21 protein-coding genes and 1 pseudogene are annotated in these 22,599 nt (G+C 31.7%); 3 read left to right on the top strand and 19 right to left on the bottom strand.

Annotated features, from left to right (window positions below; translation table 11 throughout):
- Positions 1 to 175: 175 nt before the first annotated feature.
- The 14 genes from ACSVC9_RS03305 to ACSVC9_RS03240 form a co-directional block, all read right to left on the bottom strand.
- Positions 176 to 1,138 (bottom strand): sensor histidine kinase, encoded by a 963-nt coding sequence (locus ACSVC9_RS03305; RefSeq protein WP_446898938.1) that lies wholly within the window; start codon positions 1,136 to 1,138, stop codon positions 176 to 178.
- Positions 1,116 to 1,805, bottom strand: coding sequence for a response regulator transcription factor (locus tag ACSVC9_RS03300; protein ID WP_446898937.1), 690 nt, complete (start codon positions 1,803 to 1,805; stop codon positions 1,116 to 1,118). Before ACSVC9_RS03300 ends, ACSVC9_RS03305 begins: the two co-directional genes overlap by 23 nt.
- The gene (locus ACSVC9_RS03295; RefSeq protein WP_446898936.1) at positions 1,805 to 3,625 is read right to left on the bottom strand and encodes a sensor histidine kinase; all 1,821 of its coding nucleotides are present in this window, start codon (positions 3,623 to 3,625) and stop codon (positions 1,805 to 1,807) included. The genes ACSVC9_RS03300 and ACSVC9_RS03295 overlap by 1 nt, the downstream gene beginning before the upstream one ends.
- Positions 3,615 to 4,766 (bottom strand): acyltransferase, encoded by a 1,152-nt coding sequence (locus tag ACSVC9_RS03290; protein ID WP_446898935.1) that lies wholly within the window; start codon positions 4,764 to 4,766, stop codon positions 3,615 to 3,617. Before ACSVC9_RS03290 ends, ACSVC9_RS03295 begins: the two co-directional genes overlap by 11 nt.
- Positions 4,767 to 4,940: 174 nt before the next feature.
- Positions 4,941 to 7,082 carry a heavy metal translocating P-type ATPase gene (locus ACSVC9_RS03285; RefSeq protein WP_446899791.1) on the bottom strand — a complete coding sequence of 714 codons (2,142 nt, stop codon included), beginning with the start codon at positions 7,080 to 7,082 and terminating at the stop codon, positions 4,941 to 4,943.
- Between the two features lie 192 nt (positions 7,083 to 7,274).
- A complete protein-coding gene (locus ACSVC9_RS03280; protein ID WP_446898934.1) occupies positions 7,275 to 7,502 on the bottom strand; it encodes a heavy-metal-associated domain-containing protein in 228 nt (75 codons plus the stop codon).
- Positions 7,503 to 7,550: 48 nt separating this feature from the next.
- Positions 7,551 to 9,773, bottom strand: coding sequence for a heavy metal translocating P-type ATPase (locus ACSVC9_RS03275; protein ID WP_446899790.1), 2,223 nt, complete (start codon positions 9,771 to 9,773; stop codon positions 7,551 to 7,553).
- 58 nt (positions 9,774 to 9,831) lie between these two features.
- Positions 9,832 to 10,095: a metal-sensing transcriptional repressor gene (locus ACSVC9_RS03270; protein WP_446899789.1), complete on the bottom strand. Its 264-nt coding sequence runs from the start codon at positions 10,093 to 10,095 to the stop codon at positions 9,832 to 9,834.
- Between the two features lie 168 nt (positions 10,096 to 10,263).
- Positions 10,264 to 10,911: a L,D-transpeptidase family protein gene (locus ACSVC9_RS03265; protein ID WP_446898933.1), complete on the bottom strand. Its 648-nt coding sequence runs from the start codon at positions 10,909 to 10,911 to the stop codon at positions 10,264 to 10,266.
- A gap of 15 nt (positions 10,912 to 10,926) precedes the next feature.
- On the bottom strand, positions 10,927 to 11,337 hold the full coding sequence (locus tag ACSVC9_RS03260) for a hypothetical protein (protein ID WP_446898932.1): 411 nt from the start codon (positions 11,335 to 11,337) through the stop codon (positions 10,927 to 10,929).
- 85 nt (positions 11,338 to 11,422) lie between these two features.
- The gene (gene aroD / locus ACSVC9_RS03255) at positions 11,423 to 12,193 is read right to left on the bottom strand and encodes a type I 3-dehydroquinate dehydratase (RefSeq protein ID WP_446898931.1); all 771 of its coding nucleotides are present in this window, start codon (positions 12,191 to 12,193) and stop codon (positions 11,423 to 11,425) included.
- Positions 12,186 to 12,707, bottom strand: a complete 522-nt coding sequence (locus ACSVC9_RS03250) for a shikimate kinase (protein WP_446898930.1) — start codon at positions 12,705 to 12,707, stop codon at positions 12,186 to 12,188. The genes aroD and ACSVC9_RS03250 overlap by 8 nt, the downstream gene beginning before the upstream one ends.
- A gap of 11 nt (positions 12,708 to 12,718) precedes the next feature.
- A complete protein-coding gene (gene aroE / locus ACSVC9_RS03245) occupies positions 12,719 to 13,528 on the bottom strand; it encodes a shikimate dehydrogenase (RefSeq protein ID WP_446898929.1) in 810 nt (269 codons plus the stop codon).
- Positions 13,529 to 13,561: 33 nt separating this feature from the next.
- The gene (locus ACSVC9_RS03240; RefSeq protein ID WP_446898928.1) at positions 13,562 to 15,931 is read right to left on the bottom strand and encodes an ATP-dependent DNA helicase; all 2,370 of its coding nucleotides are present in this window, start codon (positions 15,929 to 15,931) and stop codon (positions 13,562 to 13,564) included.
- 209 nt (positions 15,932 to 16,140) lie between these two features.
- Between ACSVC9_RS03240 and ahpC the strand changes: the two genes are divergently transcribed.
- Together ahpC and ahpF are read left to right on the top strand one after the other, a co-directional pair.
- On the top strand, positions 16,141 to 16,704 hold the full coding sequence (ahpC, locus tag ACSVC9_RS03235) for an alkyl hydroperoxide reductase subunit C (RefSeq protein WP_446898927.1): 564 nt from the start codon (positions 16,141 to 16,143) through the stop codon (positions 16,702 to 16,704).
- A 12-nt stretch (positions 16,705 to 16,716) separates the two neighbouring features.
- A complete protein-coding gene (ahpF, locus tag ACSVC9_RS03230) occupies positions 16,717 to 18,243 on the top strand; it encodes an alkyl hydroperoxide reductase subunit F (protein WP_446898926.1) in 1,527 nt (508 codons plus the stop codon).
- A 73-nt stretch (positions 18,244 to 18,316) separates the two neighbouring features.
- Here ahpF and hcp read toward each other — a convergent pair whose 3' ends face one another.
- The 4 genes from hcp to ACSVC9_RS03210 all read right to left on the bottom strand — a co-directional run bounded on the left by hcp (position 18,317) and on the right by ACSVC9_RS03210 (position 21,201).
- On the bottom strand, positions 18,317 to 19,963 hold the full coding sequence (gene hcp / locus ACSVC9_RS03225) for a hydroxylamine reductase (RefSeq protein WP_446898925.1): 1,647 nt from the start codon (positions 19,961 to 19,963) through the stop codon (positions 18,317 to 18,319).
- Positions 19,964 to 20,103: 140 nt separating this feature from the next.
- Positions 20,104 to 20,409, bottom strand: a complete 306-nt coding sequence (locus tag ACSVC9_RS03220) for a DUF1287 domain-containing protein (protein WP_446899788.1) — start codon at positions 20,407 to 20,409, stop codon at positions 20,104 to 20,106.
- A 34-nt stretch (positions 20,410 to 20,443) separates the two neighbouring features.
- Complete coding sequence (locus ACSVC9_RS03215) at positions 20,444 to 20,830, bottom strand: DUF1287 domain-containing protein (RefSeq protein WP_446898924.1); 387 nt, start codon at positions 20,828 to 20,830, stop codon at positions 20,444 to 20,446.
- Positions 20,827 to 21,201 carry a MerR family transcriptional regulator gene (locus ACSVC9_RS03210; RefSeq protein WP_446898923.1) on the bottom strand — a complete coding sequence of 125 codons (375 nt, stop codon included), beginning with the start codon at positions 21,199 to 21,201 and terminating at the stop codon, positions 20,827 to 20,829. The genes ACSVC9_RS03215 and ACSVC9_RS03210 overlap by 4 nt, the downstream gene beginning before the upstream one ends.
- A gap of 80 nt (positions 21,202 to 21,281) precedes the next feature.
- Between ACSVC9_RS03210 and ACSVC9_RS03205 the strand changes: the two genes are divergently transcribed.
- On the top strand, positions 21,282 to 21,656 hold the full coding sequence (locus tag ACSVC9_RS03205) for a carboxymuconolactone decarboxylase family protein (RefSeq protein WP_446898922.1): 375 nt from the start codon (positions 21,282 to 21,284) through the stop codon (positions 21,654 to 21,656).
- Between the two features lie 215 nt (positions 21,657 to 21,871).
- On the opposite strand, the pseudogene ACSVC9_RS03200 reads toward ACSVC9_RS03205, so the two are convergent.
- Positions 21,872 to 22,587, bottom strand: a pseudogene (locus ACSVC9_RS03200) (zinc transporter ZupT).
- Between the last annotated feature and the right edge of the window lie 12 nt (positions 22,588 to 22,599).

Raw genomic sequence — 22,599 nt, 5'->3', positions numbered from 1 at the left:
ATACCTATTGAATAATAAAATCAACAGGCATAGTCATATATTTAATTATAAGATTGTGGGCTATTAAATTCTCTAAACCTATTATACATTATTTTTATACCTGTATCAATATATTTTTTGTTTGCTTTTAGCGGTTTTATATTACAAATGATACAGGATTAAATACTGTATTATTTTATTGAATTGTTTTCAAAGTAATATAAACCTTAAACAAATCAGCTTCTTTTTCAACTTTTATATTTCCTCCATAAAGTTCCACTATGGCTCTTGCCATTATTAATCCCATAGATGAACCTTCACTATTACATTTTTCAAATATCTCCCGAATACTAAAATCCATTTCAATCAGTGAAACATTTTTAATAGAAATTTGTACAATATTTTCACTCTTCCTTATTATATCAATATAAACTCTTGTATTTTCAAGAGAATATTTAATTGAATTTAATACTAATATTGTCATTAATTTTGAAATTTTTTCACCATCTGCACTCAAATACACTTCTTCTTTAAATGTATTTACTATAAACTTAATATTTTTTTCAGTATGATAAGAACACAATTCTCCTATTACCTGATAAATCAAATCTACAATATTTATTTTTTTATCAGTTAGTTCTATTTTACCACTGCTTATTTTTGAAAACTCAAATATGTCTTCTATCATATACTTCATCTTTTCAGTTTTAGTATTTATTATATCAATATAATATTTCTTTTTCTCTTCAGAAATACCCTGCTGTTTGTATAGCTTTATATATTTCTCCAACGAATATAATGGGAATCTCAAATTACCGGAAAAATTTTTTATGATTTCAACTTTCAATTTTTCATCCTTTATATGTTCTTCAAATACACTTTCATATTTTTTATTTATTAAGTTTATATTATGGGCAAGCTCCAGCAGATCCTTGTCTCCTTTTTCCTCTAATTTTATATAAAAGTTGCCTTTTGATATTGCTTCTGTATTTTTTACAATATAGTCAAAATATCTGACTTTTATCAATACATATAAAAGTAGAAGCAATATGTATATAAAGAAAATACATGATATAAAATTCAAATTATAAAGAACAATTACAATTACAAATTTCAATACATATTCTAATTTTCTTCTACTTGTCAATTTTATATCCAATTCCCCACACCACCTTTATATATTTAGGTTCCTTGGGATTTATTTCTATTTTCTCACGTATTCTTCTTATATGAACTGCTACTGTATTCTGACTATTATAAAAGGGCTCTCCCCATACATTTTCATATATCTGTTTTATAGAAAAAACTTTTCCGCAGTTTTTTGCAAGGAGCAGTAATATCTTGAACTCAATAGGTGTTAAGTTAATATTTTCTCCATCTACAGTCAATGTTTTTTCATCACTGTTTATAACAAGTTCCTTTATACGTATTTCATTCTTTTTTATTTCTCCCTCTCCAAGTACAAGATATCTTCTAAGCTGAGATTTGACTCTCGCAACGAGTTCAAGTGGATTAAAGGGTTTTGTAATATAATCGTCAGCTCCTACGTTAAGTCCTATTATCTTGTCCGTATCTTCACTTTTTGCAGAAAGCATTATTATTGGTATATTTTTACTTTCACGTATTTTAAGACATGTCCTGATTCCATCTATTTTCGGCATCATCACATCAAGTATTATTAATTGTATATCTTCATTTTTCAATATCTTAAGAGCCTCAATTCCGTCCTCAGCCTTAAAAATTTCCACATTCAACTCTTTAAGATATATATCTATTGCATCTCTTATATCCTTTTCATCATCTACGATTAAAATTTTTTGTCTCATCAATCTATCTGTCCTTCCCCTTGAAAACTTTCATCAGCAGGTAAAATAAGATATATTTTAAACAAGTCCCCCTCCCTATCTATATACATGCTGCCACTATGAAGCTCTGCTATACTCTTTGCTATAGCAAGTCCAAGTCCTGAGCCTTCAATCTGTGAATTTCTGGATACATCTCCTCTCTTAAATCTTTGAAATATTTCTTCAGAATTAAATTTCATTTCATATTGAGAAATGTTCTTGAAAGATATTACTACTTTATCCTGCCTGTTTTCTAGCTCGATATAAACCTTTGTATTTGGGAGAGAATATTTCAATGCATTTGATACTAGATTTCCAATAAGCCTAGATATTTTTTTACTGTCAATATTCAGAGTTATTTGCTCCTTGAAGCTTTTGACCTCAAACTTTATATTTTTTTCTTCATAATATCCCGACCATTCTCCTATAACCTGATAAATCAATTCCACAATATTGACTTTTTCTCTATTGAGACTGACCTTGCCATTAAATAGCATTGAAACTTCAAGCAGACTATCTACAAAAGCTTTCAAGCCATCTACTTTCCTATCTATAATATTTATATATTCTTCCCTTTCATTCTCCTTAAGTCCATCCCTCTTCAGCAAATCAGCATATGTTACCATGGATGTAAGAGGAGTCTTCAAATCATGTGATACATTTGTTATAAGTTCAATTCTCAATTTTTCATTTTCGATTTTTTCCGTCAAAGCTTTATCATAGCTATTTTTTATGAGATTTATGTATTCTGCCAATTTGCTTAAATAATAATAGTTTCCAAGAATCAATTGGACTTCTATATTATCTTGTGCTATTTTAGATGTATAATTTAATATATATTTAAAATATGTAAGTTTTTTCATACTAAAATAAAAAATTATGCATATAATTATTAAAAAAACTGCAGCTAGAGGATATTCAAAATACAGTATTTTTTTGATAAAATAAATAAAATCTCTGCCACCATTCACGCTAACATAATAATCAATTAAATAAACTACTATGGACAACACTAATATGATTTTCGACTTTTTATATATCCCGTGAATGGAAAATACATTTGTTAGTGAACGCATCCCTGATTTTATTATTTCTATATCACATTTAATATCTTCAACAACTTTTTTTAATCCATTATTCTTTATATATACAGTTTTTGAAATCAAAAATTCCCCTAGAATTACAAGCCATGATACTATAAGTATAAACTGTGTTCGTGCTGTATTTACTTTATTATATACATCTTCTGCAAAACCCATGGAAATATTATCTCTTTTATCGATCCATGCATATAATGTAACATCTTCAACAACAACACTATTTTCAGTATAATTGCCAGGCTTTTGAATTTCAAATCCTGAATTTGGAATTTTCTGATATACAGCTGAATTCTTTCTTACATATTCTTCAACATTTTTTACTCTATAGCTATCTCCATCATATATTTTTATATTCTGCAATGTCCAATAATTCCAATAAGTTTTTTTATTTCTATTATCCACTAATACAAACTGAACTAATGGAGTATTTTCATCAGTTTTAAAATCATGGTTCTCAAAGTCTTTTTTATTTATTTTGTTTTCAGAAATGCTATGATAATAATTTGTATATTTCACCAGTTTGTTTTCCAGACTACCCACTATAGGATAAAATTCTTTTTGCAGCATGGTATTTTTCCTGTGTAAATATTTTAAATTGTTATTTACGTAAAAATTATAGGCTGTATTAATTCCTATAACAGATAAAATTATAACAAGTAAAATCTGAAATAACCCCAATAAGCATTTCAATCTATTTTCCAATACTTTTCACCCTCATTTTCTGCCAGACTGTCATTGGAAATTTATAGTTTAATATTTTAAATCCAGAAATTTTGATACCTGTAATATAGCATGAATATGGTATATAATTTATAATTTTAACAAATAGCACCGAAATTACACACACTATAATCCAGGTTGAAATTCCTAGCAAAAGGTAATCTTTTATATTAAAATAAATTCTGATATATTGAACTACGTTTCCAATAAGTATAACATGAATCATATATGCACAAAAAGAATACCGGCCAAAGAAATTCATAAACTTATAAAATTTCAACTTGTTTGATAATAATATTGACACTATATAAAATACCAAAATAGAAGAGACATAATACGCTATAGATATTCCCCTTACAAAGTGAAATTTTTCAGGATATATTTCGTTCATATATTCATATACAAACATACAAATATATATTAAAAATACAGCAATTTTATATTTTAACAACTTTTCCTTGATGTATTTATAATTCAGCCCAACATAAATACCAATTACAAAATATAAATACCAGAAAATAATAGATACATTTACAATCCTTCTCTGGAGAATACTGGCATTGCCAAATATAAGCTGAATTATAAATTCACTTATTATGTTGTTATATTTATTTACATCATAATACACAATTATAGAAATTATAAAAATAAATATCCTTGACATCAAATTTGTTCCATGTATCTTTTTAGCAGCTAAAAATATTAATGGGAATACAATGTACAGCCTCAAAATCATACCCATATACCATAAGTGGTACCCTCCGTTACCTGCAATAATCTCCATAAAAAAATCATTTAAACGTTGTCTATTATTGAGAAAATACATATTTAAAGCCGACCAGAATGCATAAGGTATAAATATATATTTAAATTTCTTTATGTAAAACTGTTTTACTTTAATTTTATCTGATTTTTTATAAAAAAGTAATACCGCACTAATAAATAAAAATAAAGGTACAGCTGTTTTCGCTATTGTATATAAAAACTTTAAAATTGCATAATCAAAAAATCCTATTCCCGGTTCATTAGAAAAGCCTCCTATGGTATGTTGTGCAACAACAGACATAAAAGCAAAACCTCTTATAATATCAATTTCCTTAATTCTATTATCTTTGCATTCCAAGACGCCCACACCCTAATAACCATAATTTTCTATAATTAAATTCTAACAATAAAAAATTACAACTTTGTCTATAAGATTATTAAGATTTTCTTAAGGAAATTCCATATCCTGTTCAGCACAAAAAATTCAGGCATCCCAACAGCATAAGGGAATACCCGAAAACATCCTCAACTATTAAACTACAACTTTCATGGCCCTCATAGAGTTCATCACTGCTATAAGTGCAACTCCTACATCACCAAAAACCGCCATCCACATATTTGCTATGCCCAGAGCTCCTAAAACTAAAATTACGGCTTTTACACCAAGTGCAAATACAATATTCTGTGATACTATATTTTTAGTTCTTCTTGCTATTTTAATAGCCGTAGTTATTTTTGACGGCTCATCTGTCATGATAACTACATCTGCAGCCTCAATTGCAGCATCTGAGCCTATGCCTCCCATTGCAATTCCCACATCTGACCTTGCAAGTACCGGTGCATCATTTATTCCATCTCCAACATAGGCAAGTTTTTTGTTGCTTTCTTTTTGATGATCTATATACTCCAATTTTTCAACCTTTTGATCAGGCAATAATTCAGTGTAAACTTCATCAATTCCCAACTTATTTGCTATTTTCTCTCCTATTATTTTATTATCACCAGTAAGCATTATTGTCTTTTTTATTCCGATGTTCTTCAAAGATCTGACTGCCGATTTTGAGTCCTCCTTTATCTCATCGGATATTAATATAAAACCTATATAAACTTTGTCAACAGCTATATGAACAGCAGTCCCAACATTTTCTGCCTCATTGTATCGTATTTTTTCATCATCCATAAGTCCTGAATTGCCGGCAAGTATTTCTTTTCCATCTATGATTGACCTGATTCCTTTTCCTGATATTTCAGTATAACTTTCAATTATATTCTTATCTACAGTCTTGTTATATTCCTTCAATATTGATACGGCTATAGGATGATTTGAATAGACTTCCGCAAAAGCTGCATATTTTAGAACATCTTGATTTTCATATCCGTTAAATGATTTGATATCCGTAACTTTAAATATTCCCTTAGTAAGAGTGCCTGTCTTATCAAATACTACTGTGTCCACATTGCTCAAGGCCTCCAGATAGTTTCCACCCTTTACAAGAATTCCATTTTTTGAAGCTCCTCCTATCCCTCCAAAAAATCCAAGTGGTACTGATATAACAAGTGCACAAGGACAAGATACTACCAGAAATACAAGTGCCCTATAAAGCCATTTCGAAAAACTTTCATCCTGCATAAACATAGGTGGAATCACTGCTAGGGCTACTGCAAAAGCAACTACTATAGGAGTATAATATCTTGCAAACTTTGTAATGAAATTTTCTGTTGGAGACTTCTTGCTGCTGGCATTTTGTACCAGATCAAGTATTTTAGCAACCGTAGATTGTCCAAAATTCTTGTTTACTCTTAGAGTTAAAACTCCATTTTTATTTATATATCCTCCAAGTACTATATCTCCACAAGTTACTTCTCTTGGAACTGATTCACCTGTCAGTGCCGAAGTATCAATCATGGAATTTCCCTCTACTATCTCACCATCCAGCGGGATTTTTTCTCCAGGCTTTACTATAATAAAATCTCCTATATTTACAGAATCAGGATCAACTTTTTTTATACCCTGGTCAGTTTTTAAATTTGCAAAATCGGGTTTTATGTCCATAAGATCAGCTATGGATTCCCTGGATTTATCTACTGCCCTGTCCTGAAAATATTCCCCTATTCTATAAAAAAGCATAACTGCTACAGCTTCCGGAAACTGTCCAATTGCAAAAGCTCCAATACTAGCAATACACATTAAAAAATTCTCATCAAATACTTGTCCATTTAAAATATTTTTACCAGCCTTTATCAATACTTCCTTTCCTATTATAATATAGCTTGCAAGATAAAAACTAAACTCAATCCAGTATTGCAACTTAAATATTGTACAAACAATATAAATTAAAATTCCTATTGAAAAAATTATATTTTCAAAATTTACATTTTTCATTTCCTGAATTTTAGGCTCTTTTAATTTAGCTTCTGTTTCATATATAATTTTTACATTCGGTTCTATTTTATTGACTATTGATTTTATATTCTCTATAATTCTATCAATTTTGCTTTCGTCATAAATTTCAAATTTAAGTTTTTTTGATATAAAATCTAAAGAGACTTCTTTTATCTCAGGCATATTATGGATCTTACCCTCTATCTTTGCTGCACAATGTGCACATTCAAGTCCCTCTAATATAAACTCTCGTATGTTAAGCTTTTCTCCAGGATTTTGAGCATTTTTCAAACTAACTTTAACTGCATCATTCACATCGATCCCTCCATGTCAATTTTTTATACTTATAATATAAACATATGAATACATGAATATATGAACATATATTTATATTATAAGTATAATTCATCATATTCCTCCTGTCAATAATCAGTCAAAATAATAATGGAGCTGTTTTAAAACAACTCCATCACTCTGTACTGCCTATTCTATGCTTGACACTTCATATCCGGCATTCTTAACAGCTTCTTTTACAACATTGTCATCTATTTCACTTGAAGATTTTACAACAGCAGTCTTGCTATTCAAATCAACCTTTGCACTTGAAACTCCATCTATGGACTCCAATGCTTCCTTAACATGCTGCACACAATGTTGACAAGTCATACCTTCTACATGTACTGTCCTCTTTACCTTATTTTTAAAAAACATACTATTACTCCTCCTATTTTTTATATATAATTTATATGCATATACAATTTATTGCCCCATTAATATTTCAGGTTTGTATCTTTTTAACCTGAGTGCATTTAAGAGTACTGAAACTGAGCTGAAACTCATAGCCAGAGCTGCTATCATTGGATTAAGCAGAGGTCCTCCGAATAAGAACAGTATTCCCATAGCAACTGGTATTCCCAAGGTATTGTATCCAAATGCCCAGAAAAGATTCTCTTTTATATTCTTTATAGTTTTCTTGCTCAAATCTATCGCGGTAACTACATCCATAAGGTCACTCTTAATGAGTACAATATCCGCCGATTCAATGGCAACATCAGTACCTGATCCTATTGCCATACCTATATCTGCCTGTGCAAGTGCAGGAGCATCATTTATTCCATCTCCAACCATTGCTACTTTTCTGTTCCCACTTTGAAGCTTTTTTACTTCATTTGCCTTATCATGTGGAAGTACTTCTGCGAGTGTCCTATCTACACCAATCTGTCTTGCTATTGCTTCTGCTGTATTTTTATTGTCACCTGTTATCATTGCAACTTCAATTCCCATAGAGTGAAGTTTTTCTATAGCCCTTTTGCTGTTTTTCTTAACTGTATCTGCAACTGCTATTATTCCTAAAAGCTCATCGTCTGAAGCAACATACATTGGAGTTTTGCCTTGTGATGCTAATGTATGTGATTCATTTTCCATATCTCCCAAAGATACATTATTTTCAGACATAAATTTTTTATTTCCTAAAATAATATTTTTACCATCAATAACAGATGTAATTCCATGTCCTGGTACAGCATTAAAGGAATCCACTTCTGAAAGTTCAATCTTCCTGAGCTTGGCTTCTTTCACAATGGCCTCACCCAATGGATGCTCTGATGCCTTTTCACAGGAAGCTGCAATTTTAAGAAGATAATCCTCATCAACATTTTCAGTTGTACTTATGTCAGTAACTTTTGGCTTTCCATCAGTTATCGTACCTGTTTTATCTAAAACTACCGTCTGAATCTTATGAGCAGATTCTAATGCAACTCCACTTTTTATAAGTACACCATACTCTGCTCCCTTACCTGTACCTACCATAATAGCTGTAGGAGTAGCCAACCCAAGTGCACAAGGGCATGCAATAACAAGTACCGATATGAATATAGTTACTGCAAATACAAATGATTCACCATATAGGAGCCATAACGCAGAAGATACAACTGCAAGCACTATAACTGTAGGTACAAAATAACCGGCTATTACATCTGCCATCTTTTCTATAGGTGCTTTAGATTCCTGAGCTTCCTCAACAAGTTTTATTATTTGTGCCAGCACAGTATCCTTCCCTATCTTAGTCGCTTCATATTTTATGAAACCATTTTTATTCATACTGGCCCCAATTACTTTATTCCCGGCTACTTTCTCAACGGGAATACTCTCTCCTGTAATCATCGATTCATCAATAGAAGTTGTCCCTTCAACTACTCTTCCATCTACAGGAACCTTTTCTCCAGGTCTAACTGTCACTATATCTCCAACTTTTACTTCACTAATTGCTATCTCGACTTCTCTACCATATCTAACTACCTTGGCAGTCTTTGGGGCAAGCTCCATGAGTTTCTTTATTGCTTCGGAGGTTTTTCCCTTTGCTACAGATTCAAAATATTTTCCCAAAGTTATCAATGTGAGTATGACTCCAGCAGACTCGAAATACATATGATACTGAATTCCAGATACAAGTGTCTTTACTACTGAAACAGTACTATACAAAAATGCTGCCGAAGTTCCTATTGCTATTAGAGAATCCATATTCGGCGTTCGTCTTAACAGTGATTTAAAGCCTATCGAAAAATATCTGTGTCCAATTACCATCACAGGTATAACAAGTGCAAACTGTATAATTCCATAAATTCTTGCGTGATTCATAGGGTCTACTGAAGGAGGAAGCATACCTCCCATTCTTTCAATTATCATAGGTACCATAGCTATAACAAGAAGTGGTATTGCAAATACTGCAGATATTATAAATCTGTTTTTAAGCTCATTTATTTCCTTTTCTTTTCTTTCCCTGTCATTATTCATTTTTTCAGATTCCTCAAGTGCTCTGTAACCTGATTTCTGGATGGATTTTTTTACATCCGAAATTTTTGCCTTCTCAGGATCAAATTTTAATTTTAATTTTTCGGTGGCAATATTTACATTTGCCTCGTTCACTCCTTCAACCTTCAATGCCGCTTTTTCTACTGCCTTTGCACATGCCGCACAAGTCATGCCCTCTATTGCTAAAGTTTTATCCTCCAATTTTTATACCTCCTTTTTATAAAATTATTCAGTCCAAAAGTTTTTTCAGCAAATTCATTATTTCATCTACTTTTTCTTCTCCCTTGTTGTTTAAAAAGGCATCTTTTACACAATTATCAAGATGCTGTCTCAATATCATCAAGTTTGCTCTTTTTAAAAGAGCTTGGGCCGCTATTATCTGATTTGATATGTCTATACAGTATCTCCCTTCTTCTATCATTTTAATTATTCCATCAATCTGGCCCTTCGATGTTTTTAATGCTTGAAGCGCTCTTTTTTTGTCTTCATTCATACAACAATCCATATAACCTCCCCACCCCTGCGGGGTGATTTTTATTTAAAATATAAAATTCAAACATATCAACATGTTGTTTGAATTAACAATTACAATCATTACTATACTACTTGTGTATAGTATACTACTTATTTTAAATTTTTCATAGCATTTCATACAATTATTTTATTTATATATATATACCGCGGTATTCAATTTTACATATTCCTTTACTATTTCAATATCTTTGTCAGACATTGCAATACATCCATAAGTCCAGTCCGACTGAGTACCTCCTCCGTGAATTCCTATTTCTCCTCCAAGAGGTGTATGCCATGGCGGCGTTTTACCTTCATCAATCGCCCTTTTAATTTTATTATAAGTAATTTCATCTATAATATTCTTATTCATTCCATTTTGGGCATCTTTTATATTTGGATAGCTTATTCCAAAAAAGTATCTGTATTTACTGTTTGCATTTATATAGCATACATAGTAGCTTCCCTCAGGCGTCCTATTATCCCCTTCTCGTTCTTTAGCTCCACTATTCTGCCTTCCAATACTTATTTTAAATCTTCCAATTAATTTGTTGTCTCCATACAGTTCTAAAATTCTTTTTTTCTTGAATATTTTTACAGAAGTATTTTTAGGATCATTGCCGGGTCTAGTAAAAAATATTTTATTATCACTTTTATTATTTGAATTTACAGAGGCTTTATTCCTATTTTTGCTGTTTTTAACATAGCTTCCTATTGACAGTCCTGAAATCAGTGTAATCAATGCTATTCCAAATATCAAAAATAAAAATGGAGAAAATACATGCCTCTTTTTCACTTTATCACCCGTTTTCTATTTAATAAAATATTTAATCCAGTTTATGATACCCTTACTACTTTCATATCTATTATGGTTCTCATAATATTCATTGACTTTTTTATTGTAGATTTGTAATTTCTCATTGCGCTGCTTCAATTTATTGTTATATTCAATAACTTTATCATTCCATTTATCTCTGTCACTTGAAGAGTTCCTAATATCTTTTTTCAAAGTAGAGATCTGTTTGTTCATTTCTATTATGTTATTTCCAAGTTCATATATTTGTTTTCTATTTTGAATTATTACGGATTCCATGTCTTGTATATTTTTCAGGCGCTGCGATGAATCCTTTATCTGAACATCCACCAAATCAGCAACAGTAACAATAGAAAATATGACAATCATAACTGCCAATTCAATTATAATACTTTTTATTCTTTTCATAAACAACCTTCCATAAAATATACAAGGGCTTTGTTGTTATTTTAGCATTTTAACCAGTAATTGTCTAATATCAACTCCATTACACCTAGTTTTCTAAATTATTATGCAACAATTGAATTATTTTGCGGATATCCTCTATATAGATCTGCCCCGGTGCAGAAACCTCTCTTACAGCTGCAAATGTAACATCAGATCCAAAAATTTCGCCTGACAGTCTGGTTATAACACCTTTTCCACCCATTGACATAGTAATAACAGGACACCTGGCATATTTTTCTTTTATTATGCGTGAAGCATCCAATAAAGTAATTATATCTTCAGTACAATTTGGCATTACTGCAATCTTAAGAATATCCCCACCCAGATTTTGTTCCCTACATAGGCGTGATATTATATCTTCTCTCGATGGAGTCCCTTTAAAATCATGGTTAGAAATAATAACAAATGTAGAATTTATATGAGCTATATCGATCAGTTTTCTTATATTGTTCTCATTATTAAACAATTCAATATCAATAATGTCTACAAGCCCTGTTTGAAGAATCCTTTCATTTAATTCCATATAAAATTCTTTACTTACTTCTGTTTGTCCGCCTTCCTCCACACTTCTAAACGTAAAAATCATGGGTATATCAGTTAATATACTTCTGATTTTCTGAAGTACTTTCTCCACTTTACTTATTTTTTTTACATGTTCAAAAAAATCTACACGCCACTCTACAATATCAAAATCAATATTTCTTAACAAATTCGCTTCATCCATCAGCTCATTCAGACTTTTTCCTACCATTGGTACACATATTTTAGGTATTCCTTCTCCTATTATTGTATTCCTGATATTAATAACTTTATTCATTAATATCACCTACCTTTTTAAAAATCATAGCCATTTCTTCAACTACTTTATCAATACTTCCTGTATTGTCAACTTTAAAATTACAGCAACTTTTATAAATATCATATCTTTCTCTGTAAATTTTTTTTACTGTCTCAACTCCATCTTTTAAAAGAGGTCTACTTTCTATACTCACATCACTTATTATATTTTCAATAGGCCTGTCTATAAAAACTATTACTCCATTTTTTTTTAAATTAGTTATATTGTCATACCTTTTTATAATGCCTCCACCTGTAGATATTATACTGTTATTTTCACTGCTGAGCTCTTCCACCGCCCTAGATTCCAATAATCTAAAATAGGCCTCTCCTTTTTCAAAAATTTTAGTGATTTTACACCCTGTCTTGTTTTCAATATACTCATCCAAATCTATAAACTTTTTATTAAACTTACGTGATATTTTTCTACCAATTGTAGTTTTTCCGCTTCCCGGCATACCTATGAGTATTATATTTTTATTAGTTTTGCCCATAAGACATCCTCCTATATATCCAATTTTACAAATTCATCATATACTTGCTCTACAACCTCCAGGGATATATCCATACCATGCCATATTCTCTGGGATGCCACATTTTGTGCTATAAGCATATATAGACCATTAACAGTCTTTAATCCCATTTCCTTTCCTCTTTTTAAAAGCAAGGTATTTTTAGGATTATATATCAAATCAACAGCTGCACTAAATTTATGCAATATTTCTCTGTCCACAGGACAATTATCTATATTAGGATACATTCCACATGGCGTACAATTTATTATAATATCACTATTTTCTATATTCTTAAGTTCATCATAGGATATAACTTCAAATCCAGGTTTTAAAGTCTTTTTTGGATTCCTGCTTACATACAGTATCTTCCCTACACCATTGTCTAAAATATATCTTTCTACAGCCATGGAGGCTCCACCAGTTCCAAGTATAACCACACTCTTACCCATTATATCTATCCCATGCTTTTTCAAAGTCATTCCAAATCCATAATAATCAGTGTTATGTCCCTTTAGTACATCACCACTGAATTTTATAGTATTTATTGCACCTATGCTTCTCGCTTCTTCTGATATTTCATCCAAATACTTCATAACTTCAACTTTATAAGGTATAGTCACGTTAGTTCCCTTACATCCTAAAACCTTCAGTGCCTCTACAGCTTTTCCTAAATTACCATTTTCAACTTCAAACAAATTGTAATTTCCTGTCAATCCTATTTTCTTCAATACCATACTATTTATCATAGGTGAAAAACTATGTACTAACTTTTTTCCTATTAACCCATAAAAATCATCCATAATTAAAACTCCTCTTTTGAATTTAGTATTTATTTATATGTTACTCCAAAACCTTCTAAGTATATATTTAAGCTGTTTTCTGGAATTTACAATACTATTCCTATTCCATTCTCCCGGGAATAAACTCCTATATTCCCTTGTTAAAAACCTATTATCTAATAAAAATATAACACCCTTATCCTCTTCAGTTCTTATTACTCTTCCCGCCGCCTGAAGCACTTTATTCATGCCTGGATACATATAAGCATACTCATATCCCAGTCCATTTTTGGTGTTAAAATACTCCATAATTATATTTCTTTCAAAACATATTTTAGGAATTCCAACTCCTACAATTATAACTCCAATAAGTCTATCTTTTTTTAGATCTATTCCCTCTGAAAATATTCCACCAAGTACCGCAAAAGCAATAAATGAATTCTCGACCTTTTCTTTAAAATTCAATAAAAATTCTTCCTTTTCACACTCCTTCATATTAGATTTCTGAATTTTAGTGCGAACATCCGGATATTTTTTTGTAAATAGCTCATATACCTCTTCCATATAACGATAGGAAGGAAAAAACACCATGTAGTTACCCTTTTTCTGCAGCATAGTATCATATATATATTCTACAATTGGCAGATAACTTTTTTCCCTACGCCTATAAATTGTACTAATATTATTTGCTATTAAAATTATTCTATTTTTAGTAGCAAAGGGTGAAGAAATAGTCATATTATAATCATCGTCTCTTCCACCAAGTATCTCTTTAAAATATCTAATGGGGGACAGCGTGGCTGAAAAAAGTACAGCAGAGTGAATTGTTTCCATTTTCTCATTTAAAGCTGCAGATGGGTCAAGGCAATATACCTTTATTTTGATATCATCATTTGAATTCTCCATATATGTAACAAAATTAGAATTATAAATTTCTCCTATTCTTATAAAAGAATTTACATTAAAATAAAGTTTCAAAACTTGTTCATATCCTTCATTACCAGAATTTTCAACTATCCATTTTTCAATTTGAAACGAGAAAATCCTCAATATAGAATAGAGTTCAACAATTTTACTTTTTTGGATATGTATATTTTTAAAACTCTTTTTAAATTTAAGCATTTCGGAATTTACTTTATTTAATGTCTTTAAAGCCTTAGAATCATTTTTAACAACCTTTTTTATATTTAGAAAAGGTTGTTTATAGATTTCTGCAGAGAACATCTCCCTCGATCTATCCACCAAATTATGTGCCTCATCAATTAAAAACAAACATTCTCCTGCCTTGTCATCAAAAAATCTTCTAAGATAGACTTCGGGATCAAAAGCATAATTATAATCACATATTATGCAGTCACAAAGTAAAGTTAGATCTAAAGAAAATTCAAATGGGCAAACGCTAAAATTTTCGGAATATTCCAGTATTTTATCCCTTGTTATCAAATCTTCCCTGCTTATAATATCAAATATAGCTTCATTTACTCTATCATAATGTCCTTTAGCAAATTCACATTTTTCTGGATTACAATCCACTTTCTCTTTAAAACACAGCTTTTCCTTTGCAGTCAGTGTTAGAGTTTTCAATTTCAATCCATTCTCAATTAATATTTTTACAGTATCTTCTACTGCAGTTCTCGTAATAGTTTTGGCAGTTAAATAGAATATTTTGGATATAATTCCCTTCTCCAGAGCTTTTATGGACGGAAAAATTACAGAAATCGTCTTTCCTATACCGGTAGGTGCTTGGACAAACAGTTTCTTGCCATCTCTTATAGTTCCATAAACTGCAACAGCCATCTCTCTCTGTCCTTTTCTGTATTTCTTAAATGGAAACTTCAATTTCCCAATTGAAATATTCCTTATATTCTCCCACTCATCCTTAAATTTTGCCCATTTATAATATCTATCCAGAGCTTCAAGAAAAAATTTTTTTAATTCATCTATACAAAACTTTTTTTTCACAAATTTAATTCTGTTATCATTTATATTGTAATAAGTCAATTGAATATATACATCTCTTAAACTATTTTGAACCGAATATATGTATCCATAACATTTAGCCTGTGCAAAATGCACTGGATTGTAATTCTCATCTATAATGTCAAGAGGTTTGGCAACTGTTTTTATTTCATCTATTATAGTACAATTGTCCTGTACAATTATTCCATCTGCACGACCTTCTACTAAAAATCTGAACTCTTTGTATTCTATTTCACATTTCAATGATACTTCAGAATTGTACTGCTGTATACCATCTTTCTCTTTAATTCTACTTTTATATTGTTTTTGCAGTTTTTGATGTATTTTTGTGCCTTCAACAGCTCTCGCATTGCTTGTAAATCTATTATCTAAATCCCCGTATCTGAATACAAATTCTACTAGATTCCTTACAGATATCTTTATATCTTTTTTACTACAATCCATAAAACCAACTCTTTCAAAGTACATTTATCTATTATTTTACTATATACTTTAGGAAATATCCAAACAAGAAAAAAATATAAAAAATTTTTCAGAAGCTATTGACTTTTTTTTGATACTATATAATAATTAATACATAGAGATAATGATTATTATTTTCATTTAAATAGAATAAACAAAATATTAATTTCAAATTTTAGGAGGTAGTTAGTATGTCATTAATTGGAACTGAAGTAAAGCCTTTCAAGGCAACTGCTTATCAAAATGGAAAATTTACAGATATTACCGAGGCAAATTTCAAAGGGAAATGGAGTGTAGTTCTTTTCTATCCAGCTGATTTCAGCTTTGTATGTCCAACGGAACTTGAAGATTTGCAAAATAATTATGAAACATTGAAAGAACTTGGTGCTGAAGTATATTCTGTTTCAACAGATACTCATTATACACACAAGGCATGGCACGACAGCTCAGAAACTATAAATAAAATCACTTACACCATGATCGGTGATCCTTCCCAGATACTGTCAAGAAACTTTGATGTACTCATTGAAGATCAAGGGCTTGCCAATCGTGGTACTTTTATCATTGATCCGGACGGTATAATTCAGGCTATAGAAATTAATGCCAGCAATATAGGAAGAGACTCCAACACTATTGTCAATAAATTAAAAGCAGCACAATATGTTAGAAACAATCCAGGTGAGGTTTGCCCTGCTAAGTGGAAAGAAGGATCTTCAGCCCTTAAGCCAAGTCTTGATCTTGTAGGGAAAATTTAAGGGGTGCTATAAATGATTTTGGATGAAGATATAAAATCACAATTATCACAATATCTTAAATTGATGGAGGGTGATGTTCTTCTTAAAGTTAGTGCTGGATCAGATAGTGTATCTAAGGACATGCTGGCTCTCATAAATGAACTCACTAATATGTCACTTAGGATCAAGGTAAAAAAAAACAAGCTTCAGAGAACTCCAAGTTTTAGTGTTGACCGTCCTAATGAAGATACTGGAATAGTTTTTGCAGGTGTACCTTTAGGTCATGAATTTACTTCACTAGTACTGTCACTCCTACAAGTTAGCGGAAGAGCTCCAAAAATTGATAATGAAACAATTGAGCAAATTAAAGATATAAAGGGCACTTATAATTTTGAAACCTACGTCAGCTTAAGTTGCAACAATTGTCCAGAGGTTGTACAGTCACTTAATCTTATGAGTATCCTGAATCCCAATATTAAGCATACTATGATTGATGGTGCAGTTTTCAAAAAAGAAATAGAGAGCAAAAACATTATGGCTGTACCATCCATTTATCTAAATGGTACTCACTTTGGCACAGGACGTATGACGCTTACGGATATTCTTTCAAAAATTGGCAGTACCAAAACATCAAAGATTATCAATAAAAACCCCTATGATGTTCTCATTGTGGGAGGTGGGCCAGCTGGTGCAAGTGCAGCAATATATGCAGCAAGAAAAGGCATCCGCACTGGAATTATCGCCGAACGTTTTGGTGGCCAGGTTATGGATACTGTTGGCATTGAAAATCTTATAGGTACAAAATACATTGAAGGTTCAAAACTGTCTGCAAACCTTGAAGAACATGTTAAAGAATACAATGTAGATATAATTACATCTCAGCGTGCCGTAAGTTTAAAAAAGAATGAACTAATAGAAGTCCAGCTTGAAAATGGACCCGTACTAAAAAGTAAAACTGCAATTATTTCAACAGGTGCCCGATGGCGTGATATTGGTGTACCTGGTGAAAAAGAACTAAAAAATAAGGGTGTAACCTATTGTCCCCATTGTGATGGTCCTTTATTTAAGGGGAAAAATGTAGCTGTTATCGGTGGTGGCAATTCCGGAGTCGAGGCAGCCATTGATCTGGCTGGAATTGTAAATCATGTAACTATTATTGAATATATGCCTGAACTGAAATCTGATGTTGTACTAAAAAACCGTCTTGGCAGTTTGCCTAACGTAACTGTCATAAATAATGCTGAGACAAAAGAAATTACTGGTAGTGACAAGGTAGATGGCATTACCTATATTGATCGCTCTACAGGAGGAAAACATCATATTGAAATACAGGGTGTATTTGTTCAAATTGGCCTTGTTCCAAATACTAGTTGGATTGATAAAATCATAACACGTAATCCACATGGTGAAATTGTTACAGATAACCATGCCGCAACAAACCTACCCGGGGTATTTGCCGCAGGAGACTGTACAAATAGTCCATACAAACAAATAATAATCTCTATGGGATCAGGTGCAACTGCAGCTTTAAGCGCATTTGATTACCTAATCCGAAACTAATTTAAAAAGCTGCCATATCACATTATGTGATATGGCAACTTTCTTCTTGTCCTAATATGATTTTATTACTTATTTATTTTTCAAAGAAAAGTTCTATGTCATCCTCTACAGAGCCTATACCTGAAATTCCAAAATTCTCAACCAGTACCTTTACTACATTTGCAGAAAGAAATGCAGGCAGTGTAGGCCCAAGGTGAATATTTTTTACGCCAAGATAAAGCAATGCCAATAAAACTATAACAGCCTTTTGCTCATACCATGCAATATTGTATACAATAGGAAGTTTGTTGATATCATCAAGTCCAAAAACTTCTTTCAATTTCAATGCAATTACTGCAAGAGAATAGGAGTCATTACACTGACCTGCATCAAGCACGCGCGGTATTCCTCCAATATCACCAAGGTCAAGCTTGTTGTACTTATATTTTGCACATCCTGCAGTAAGGATTACCGTATCCTTTGGAAGAGCTTTTGCAAAATCGGTATAGTAATTTCTCGATTTGGCTCTTCCATCACATCCTGCCATGACCACAAATTTCTTTATGGCACCTGATTTAACTGCCTCCACAACTTTATCTGCCAGTGCAAGAACCTGATTATGTGCAAACCCACCTACAATTTTCCCTTTTTCTATTTCAGTAGGAGGAGCACATTTTTTAGCATATTCGATAATTTCTGAGAAGTCCTTTTCTTCACCTATTTCACCTGGAATATGTTTGCATCCCGGAAATCCCGCAGCACCAGTAGTATATAGCCTGTCCTTATAGCTGTCTTTGGGAGGGACTATACAATTTGTCGTCATGAGAATAGGTCCGTTGAAACTTTCAAACTCTTCTTTTTGTTTCCACCATGCATTCCCATAGTTTCCTGCAAAATGAGAATACTTCTTGAATGCTGGATAATAATGAGCTGGAAGCATTTCAGAATGAGTATATACATCCACACCTGTCCCTTCTGTCTGTTTTAAAAGCATCTCCATATCCCTAAGATCATGACCTGAAATAAGTATACCTGGATTATTTCTAACTCCTATATTCACTTTTGTGATTTCAGGATTTCCATAAGCAGATGTATTTGCCTTGTCTAAAAGTGCCATGCCGTTTACACCGTATTTACCTGTTTCCAGTGTCAGTGCTACAAGATCATTTACAGTCAAAGTATCATCCAGTGTTTTCGCCAATGCTTTTTGTATGAATGCATCAACTTCTTCATCATCTTGAAGCAGAACATTTGCATGCTTGGTATATGCAGAAAGTCCTTTTACTCCATAAGTAATCAATTCACGCAAACTTCTTATATCTTCATCTTTAGTAGAAAGAACTCCAACTTCATCTCCAGCTGATTTTTTTGCAAATCCATTCCTATCCAGGCTATCCCAAGTTGCAGCCTCTGGAAGGTCATCCTTATTATCCAGCTGTTCCAGCAATTCTCTCTTCTTCTCTAAAGTTTCAACAATTCTCGAAGCTATTGCATCTTCATCAAAATTTGCATTTGTTATTGTTGTAAAAAGATTAAATGTTATCAAATGATTTACTTTCCTGTCTACTTTCTTTCCCTCATCACGGAGTGCTGTAGTAACTGCAGATATTCCTTTTGTTACATATACAAGCAAATCCTGCATAGCTGCTACTTCAGGTTTTTTACCACATACTCCTACTTTAGTACAACCTGTGCATCCTGCTGTTTCCTGACATTGATAGCAAAACATCTTATTTTCCATAATTATGCTCCTCCCTATTTCTTTTTATGAGTCTATATTAACAGGGTTTTAAATAATTTTCCGTAACATATGTTACAAGAATTATTTATTTTTATAAATATATAAATAAGATATCTTTCAATATAGATATTTTACGGCTATTATCTTGGGAATCTAAAATGTCCTGTTATTTTTGGCATCCATTGCATAATTTCATTACCCTCTCTGGCATAAGGCGATGTACTATGAATTATATATGGAATACCATCTTCTGTCCTTTTATCGGAAACTATAGCTATATGTTCGCTGTGATCAAAGGTTAAAATATCTCCCGGCTGCCATTGTTTTAAATTATCTATATTATTAGGTTTAAGCTCGGTAGTAATACTAGATGCATATTTTTTTAAATAAACATAGAGGTTTGGCACTCTTCTAAAATCTATATTTGGGTCCGATTTACCCTGAATTTTTTTATAGTCTCCAGGATTATTCCTTATATCCTCATCTAACCATACCCTTTAAATCATATCCTGCATTTCTAAAAGCTCTCCACACCAGATCAGTGCATACCCCTTCGTTTTCCGGAGGATATCCTCCTATATAATAACCACTTTTATATTTTACTTTTTTATGTGCTTCTTTTCTCGCCCCAAGTAGTATATCCTCTTGATCCTTTATTCCATCTTTGTCTTTATCCGAATTCTTCAGTACTATTACTTTTTTCAACTTTTCATCAATTGTTTCATTGTTTTTATTGTCAGTCATATTCTTATTTTTTATCCTTGCTGCATTTTTACTATAAAACATATTTTTATGTGTAAAAAACTCAAGTCCTACAATAGCTAAACAAATAAATACTAAAAATACTATAAAAAACTTTTTTCTCATCTACTGACCTCTTGCTTCTTAATTTTTTCCTTATAAATGCCAATTTTTTGCTTCAAATGTAATATGTTATCCTCTATGTTGTTTTTCTGAATATGCAGCCTATCCATTTGTTTTTCCAATAGTTTTAAACGTTCTTTCAAAGTGCTATCTCCCATATATCTAAGCTTAGAATAATATTGGATTTGTTTAATGGGCATATTTGTAGCTTTTAATCTAGATATAAAATTAAGCCAGGATATATCTTTTTCACAATATATCCGTCTATTGATATCATCTCTTTCAGGATGGATCAAATCAATTCTTTCATAATAGCGCAATGTATCAATACTCAATCCAACTTTTTTAGAAAATTCTCCAATATGATAATTCAAATACCTTCACCTACCTCTTGACATGGAGTTAACTCCAGCATGTAACATAATATTATCAAACACAGGGAGGTAATTCAATCATGAAAAGTCGTTATGAATTGGGAGTAAATAAATTAAAAGAAGTTGATGGAACAGGAGGTACAGAGGTAGTAGAATCACTTAAAGATATTGCCCCGGATCTAGGAAAATATATTATTGAATTTGCTTTTGGCGATATCTATACCAGGCCATCATTGGACTTAAAACAGAGAGAGCTGGTTACCTTATCTACGCTTGCAGCACTGGGCGGATGTGAAAAACAATTAAATGTCCATATTAATGGAGCATTAAATGTGGGAATATCAAAGGAAAAAATAATTGAAGTTTTTATACAGTGCATACCATATTTAGGCTTTCCAAAAGTATTAAATGCCGTTTCAGTTGCAAAGGATGTTTTCCTAAGTAGAAGTCTATAAAATGATCACTGAGCACCGTACTATTAATACTCAAATTTTACAGTGCTCTTTTTTTAGGTAATTCAGTATACCAAATTCTTATTTATTTCCTCATATATCTATTCAAATCCTGCAATAGTTAGGCAAATCAATCCCAGAAACACTATAAAAAACTTTTTTCTCATCTATTGACCTCTTGCTTCTTAATTTTTACTTATTTACAGTATGAACTCTGATTAGATAAACAACAGCAGGCTTACAGCCATAACTATCATGCCAAATATCAATCCATATATAGACAAATGGTGTTCACCATATTTTTCAGCAGCTGGCAATAATTCATCTATGGATATGAATACCATTATGCCGGCTACTGCTGCAAAGAGTATGCCAAATGTGGAATCACTCATGAAAGGCAATAATACTAAATATCCAATAAATGCACCTAAAGGTTCCGATAGCCCAGATAAAAATGAATATATAAATGCCTTTTTTCTGTTCCCTGTGGCAAAATATAAAGGAACCGATACTGCTATTCTTTCAGGAAAATTATGAATAGCTATAGCCAATACGGTAAATGTTCCCATCCTCATTAAGTTGTCATCAACACCACTTTTAACTTCATCCATATCTTCTATTTCATGAAATTCATGTGGATTCTCATAACTTGGAATAATTTTATCGATTAACGCAATTAAAAACATCCCACCAAAAATGCAATTACAGTAATCCATGACCCCATCTTTATTCCGAATTCAGATACAAGGGAACCTTTAGCTTTAAAAAATATTTCAATCATTGAAACATAAATCATTACACCTGCAGAAAATCCAAGACTTACTGCTAAAAACTTGGTATTGGTCTTTTTAGTAAAAAAAGCCAAAGTACTTCCAATTCCCGTAGACAAACCGGCAAAAATGGTTAATGCAAATGCTACAAACAAGTTATTCATGTTAAACCTCCG

This window comes from Clostridium sp. LBM24168 (assembly GCF_052953915.1).
Note: the sequence above shows the minus strand (reverse complement) of the source record. Positions and strands in the feature narration are given on the sequence as shown.

What these genes read in the sequence shown, in the direction of transcription:
- ACSVC9_RS03260 (WP_446898932.1), bottom strand. Translation starts at nt 11,337, where the DNA reads ATGAAAAGAATAAAAAGTATTATAATTGAATTGGCAGTTATGATTGTC.
- ACSVC9_RS03275 (WP_446899790.1), bottom strand. Translation starts at nt 9,773, where the DNA reads ATGACTTGTGCGGCATGTGCAAAGGCAGTAGAAAAAGCGGCATTGAAG.
- ACSVC9_RS03205 (WP_446898922.1), top strand. Translation starts at nt 21,282, where the DNA reads ATGAAAAGTCGTTATGAATTGGGAGTAAATAAATTAAAAGAAGTTGAT.
- ahpC (WP_446898927.1), top strand. Translation starts at nt 16,141, where the DNA reads ATGTCATTAATTGGAACTGAAGTAAAGCCTTTCAAGGCAACTGCTTAT.
- ACSVC9_RS03280 (WP_446898934.1), bottom strand. Translation starts at nt 7,502, where the DNA reads ATGTTTTTTAAAAATAAGGTAAAGAGGACAGTACATGTAGAAGGTATG.
- ACSVC9_RS03240 (WP_446898928.1), bottom strand. Translation starts at nt 15,931, where the DNA reads ATGGATTGTAGTAAAAAAGATATAAAGATATCTGTAAGGAATCTAGTA.
- ACSVC9_RS03215 (WP_446898924.1), bottom strand. Translation starts at nt 20,830, where the DNA reads ATGAGAAAAAAGTTTTTTATAGTATTTTTAGTATTTATTTGTTTAGCT.
- aroD (WP_446898931.1), bottom strand. Translation starts at nt 12,193, where the DNA reads ATGAATAAAGTTATTAATATCAGGAATACAATAATAGGAGAAGGAATA.
- ACSVC9_RS03250 (WP_446898930.1), bottom strand. Translation starts at nt 12,707, where the DNA reads ATGGGCAAAACTAATAAAAATATAATACTCATAGGTATGCCGGGAAGC.
- ahpF (WP_446898926.1), top strand. Translation starts at nt 16,717, where the DNA reads ATGATTTTGGATGAAGATATAAAATCACAATTATCACAATATCTTAAA.
- aroE (WP_446898929.1), bottom strand. Translation starts at nt 13,528, where the DNA reads ATGGATGATTTTTATGGGTTAATAGGAAAAAAGTTAGTACATAGTTTT.
- ACSVC9_RS03300 (WP_446898937.1), bottom strand. Translation starts at nt 1,805, where the DNA reads ATGAGACAAAAAATTTTAATCGTAGATGATGAAAAGGATATAAGAGAT.
- ACSVC9_RS03270 (WP_446899789.1), bottom strand. Translation starts at nt 10,095, where the DNA reads ATGAATGAAGACAAAAAAAGAGCGCTTCAAGCATTAAAAACATCGAAG.
- hcp (WP_446898925.1), bottom strand. Translation starts at nt 19,963, where the DNA reads ATGGAAAATAAGATGTTTTGCTATCAATGTCAGGAAACAGCAGGATGC.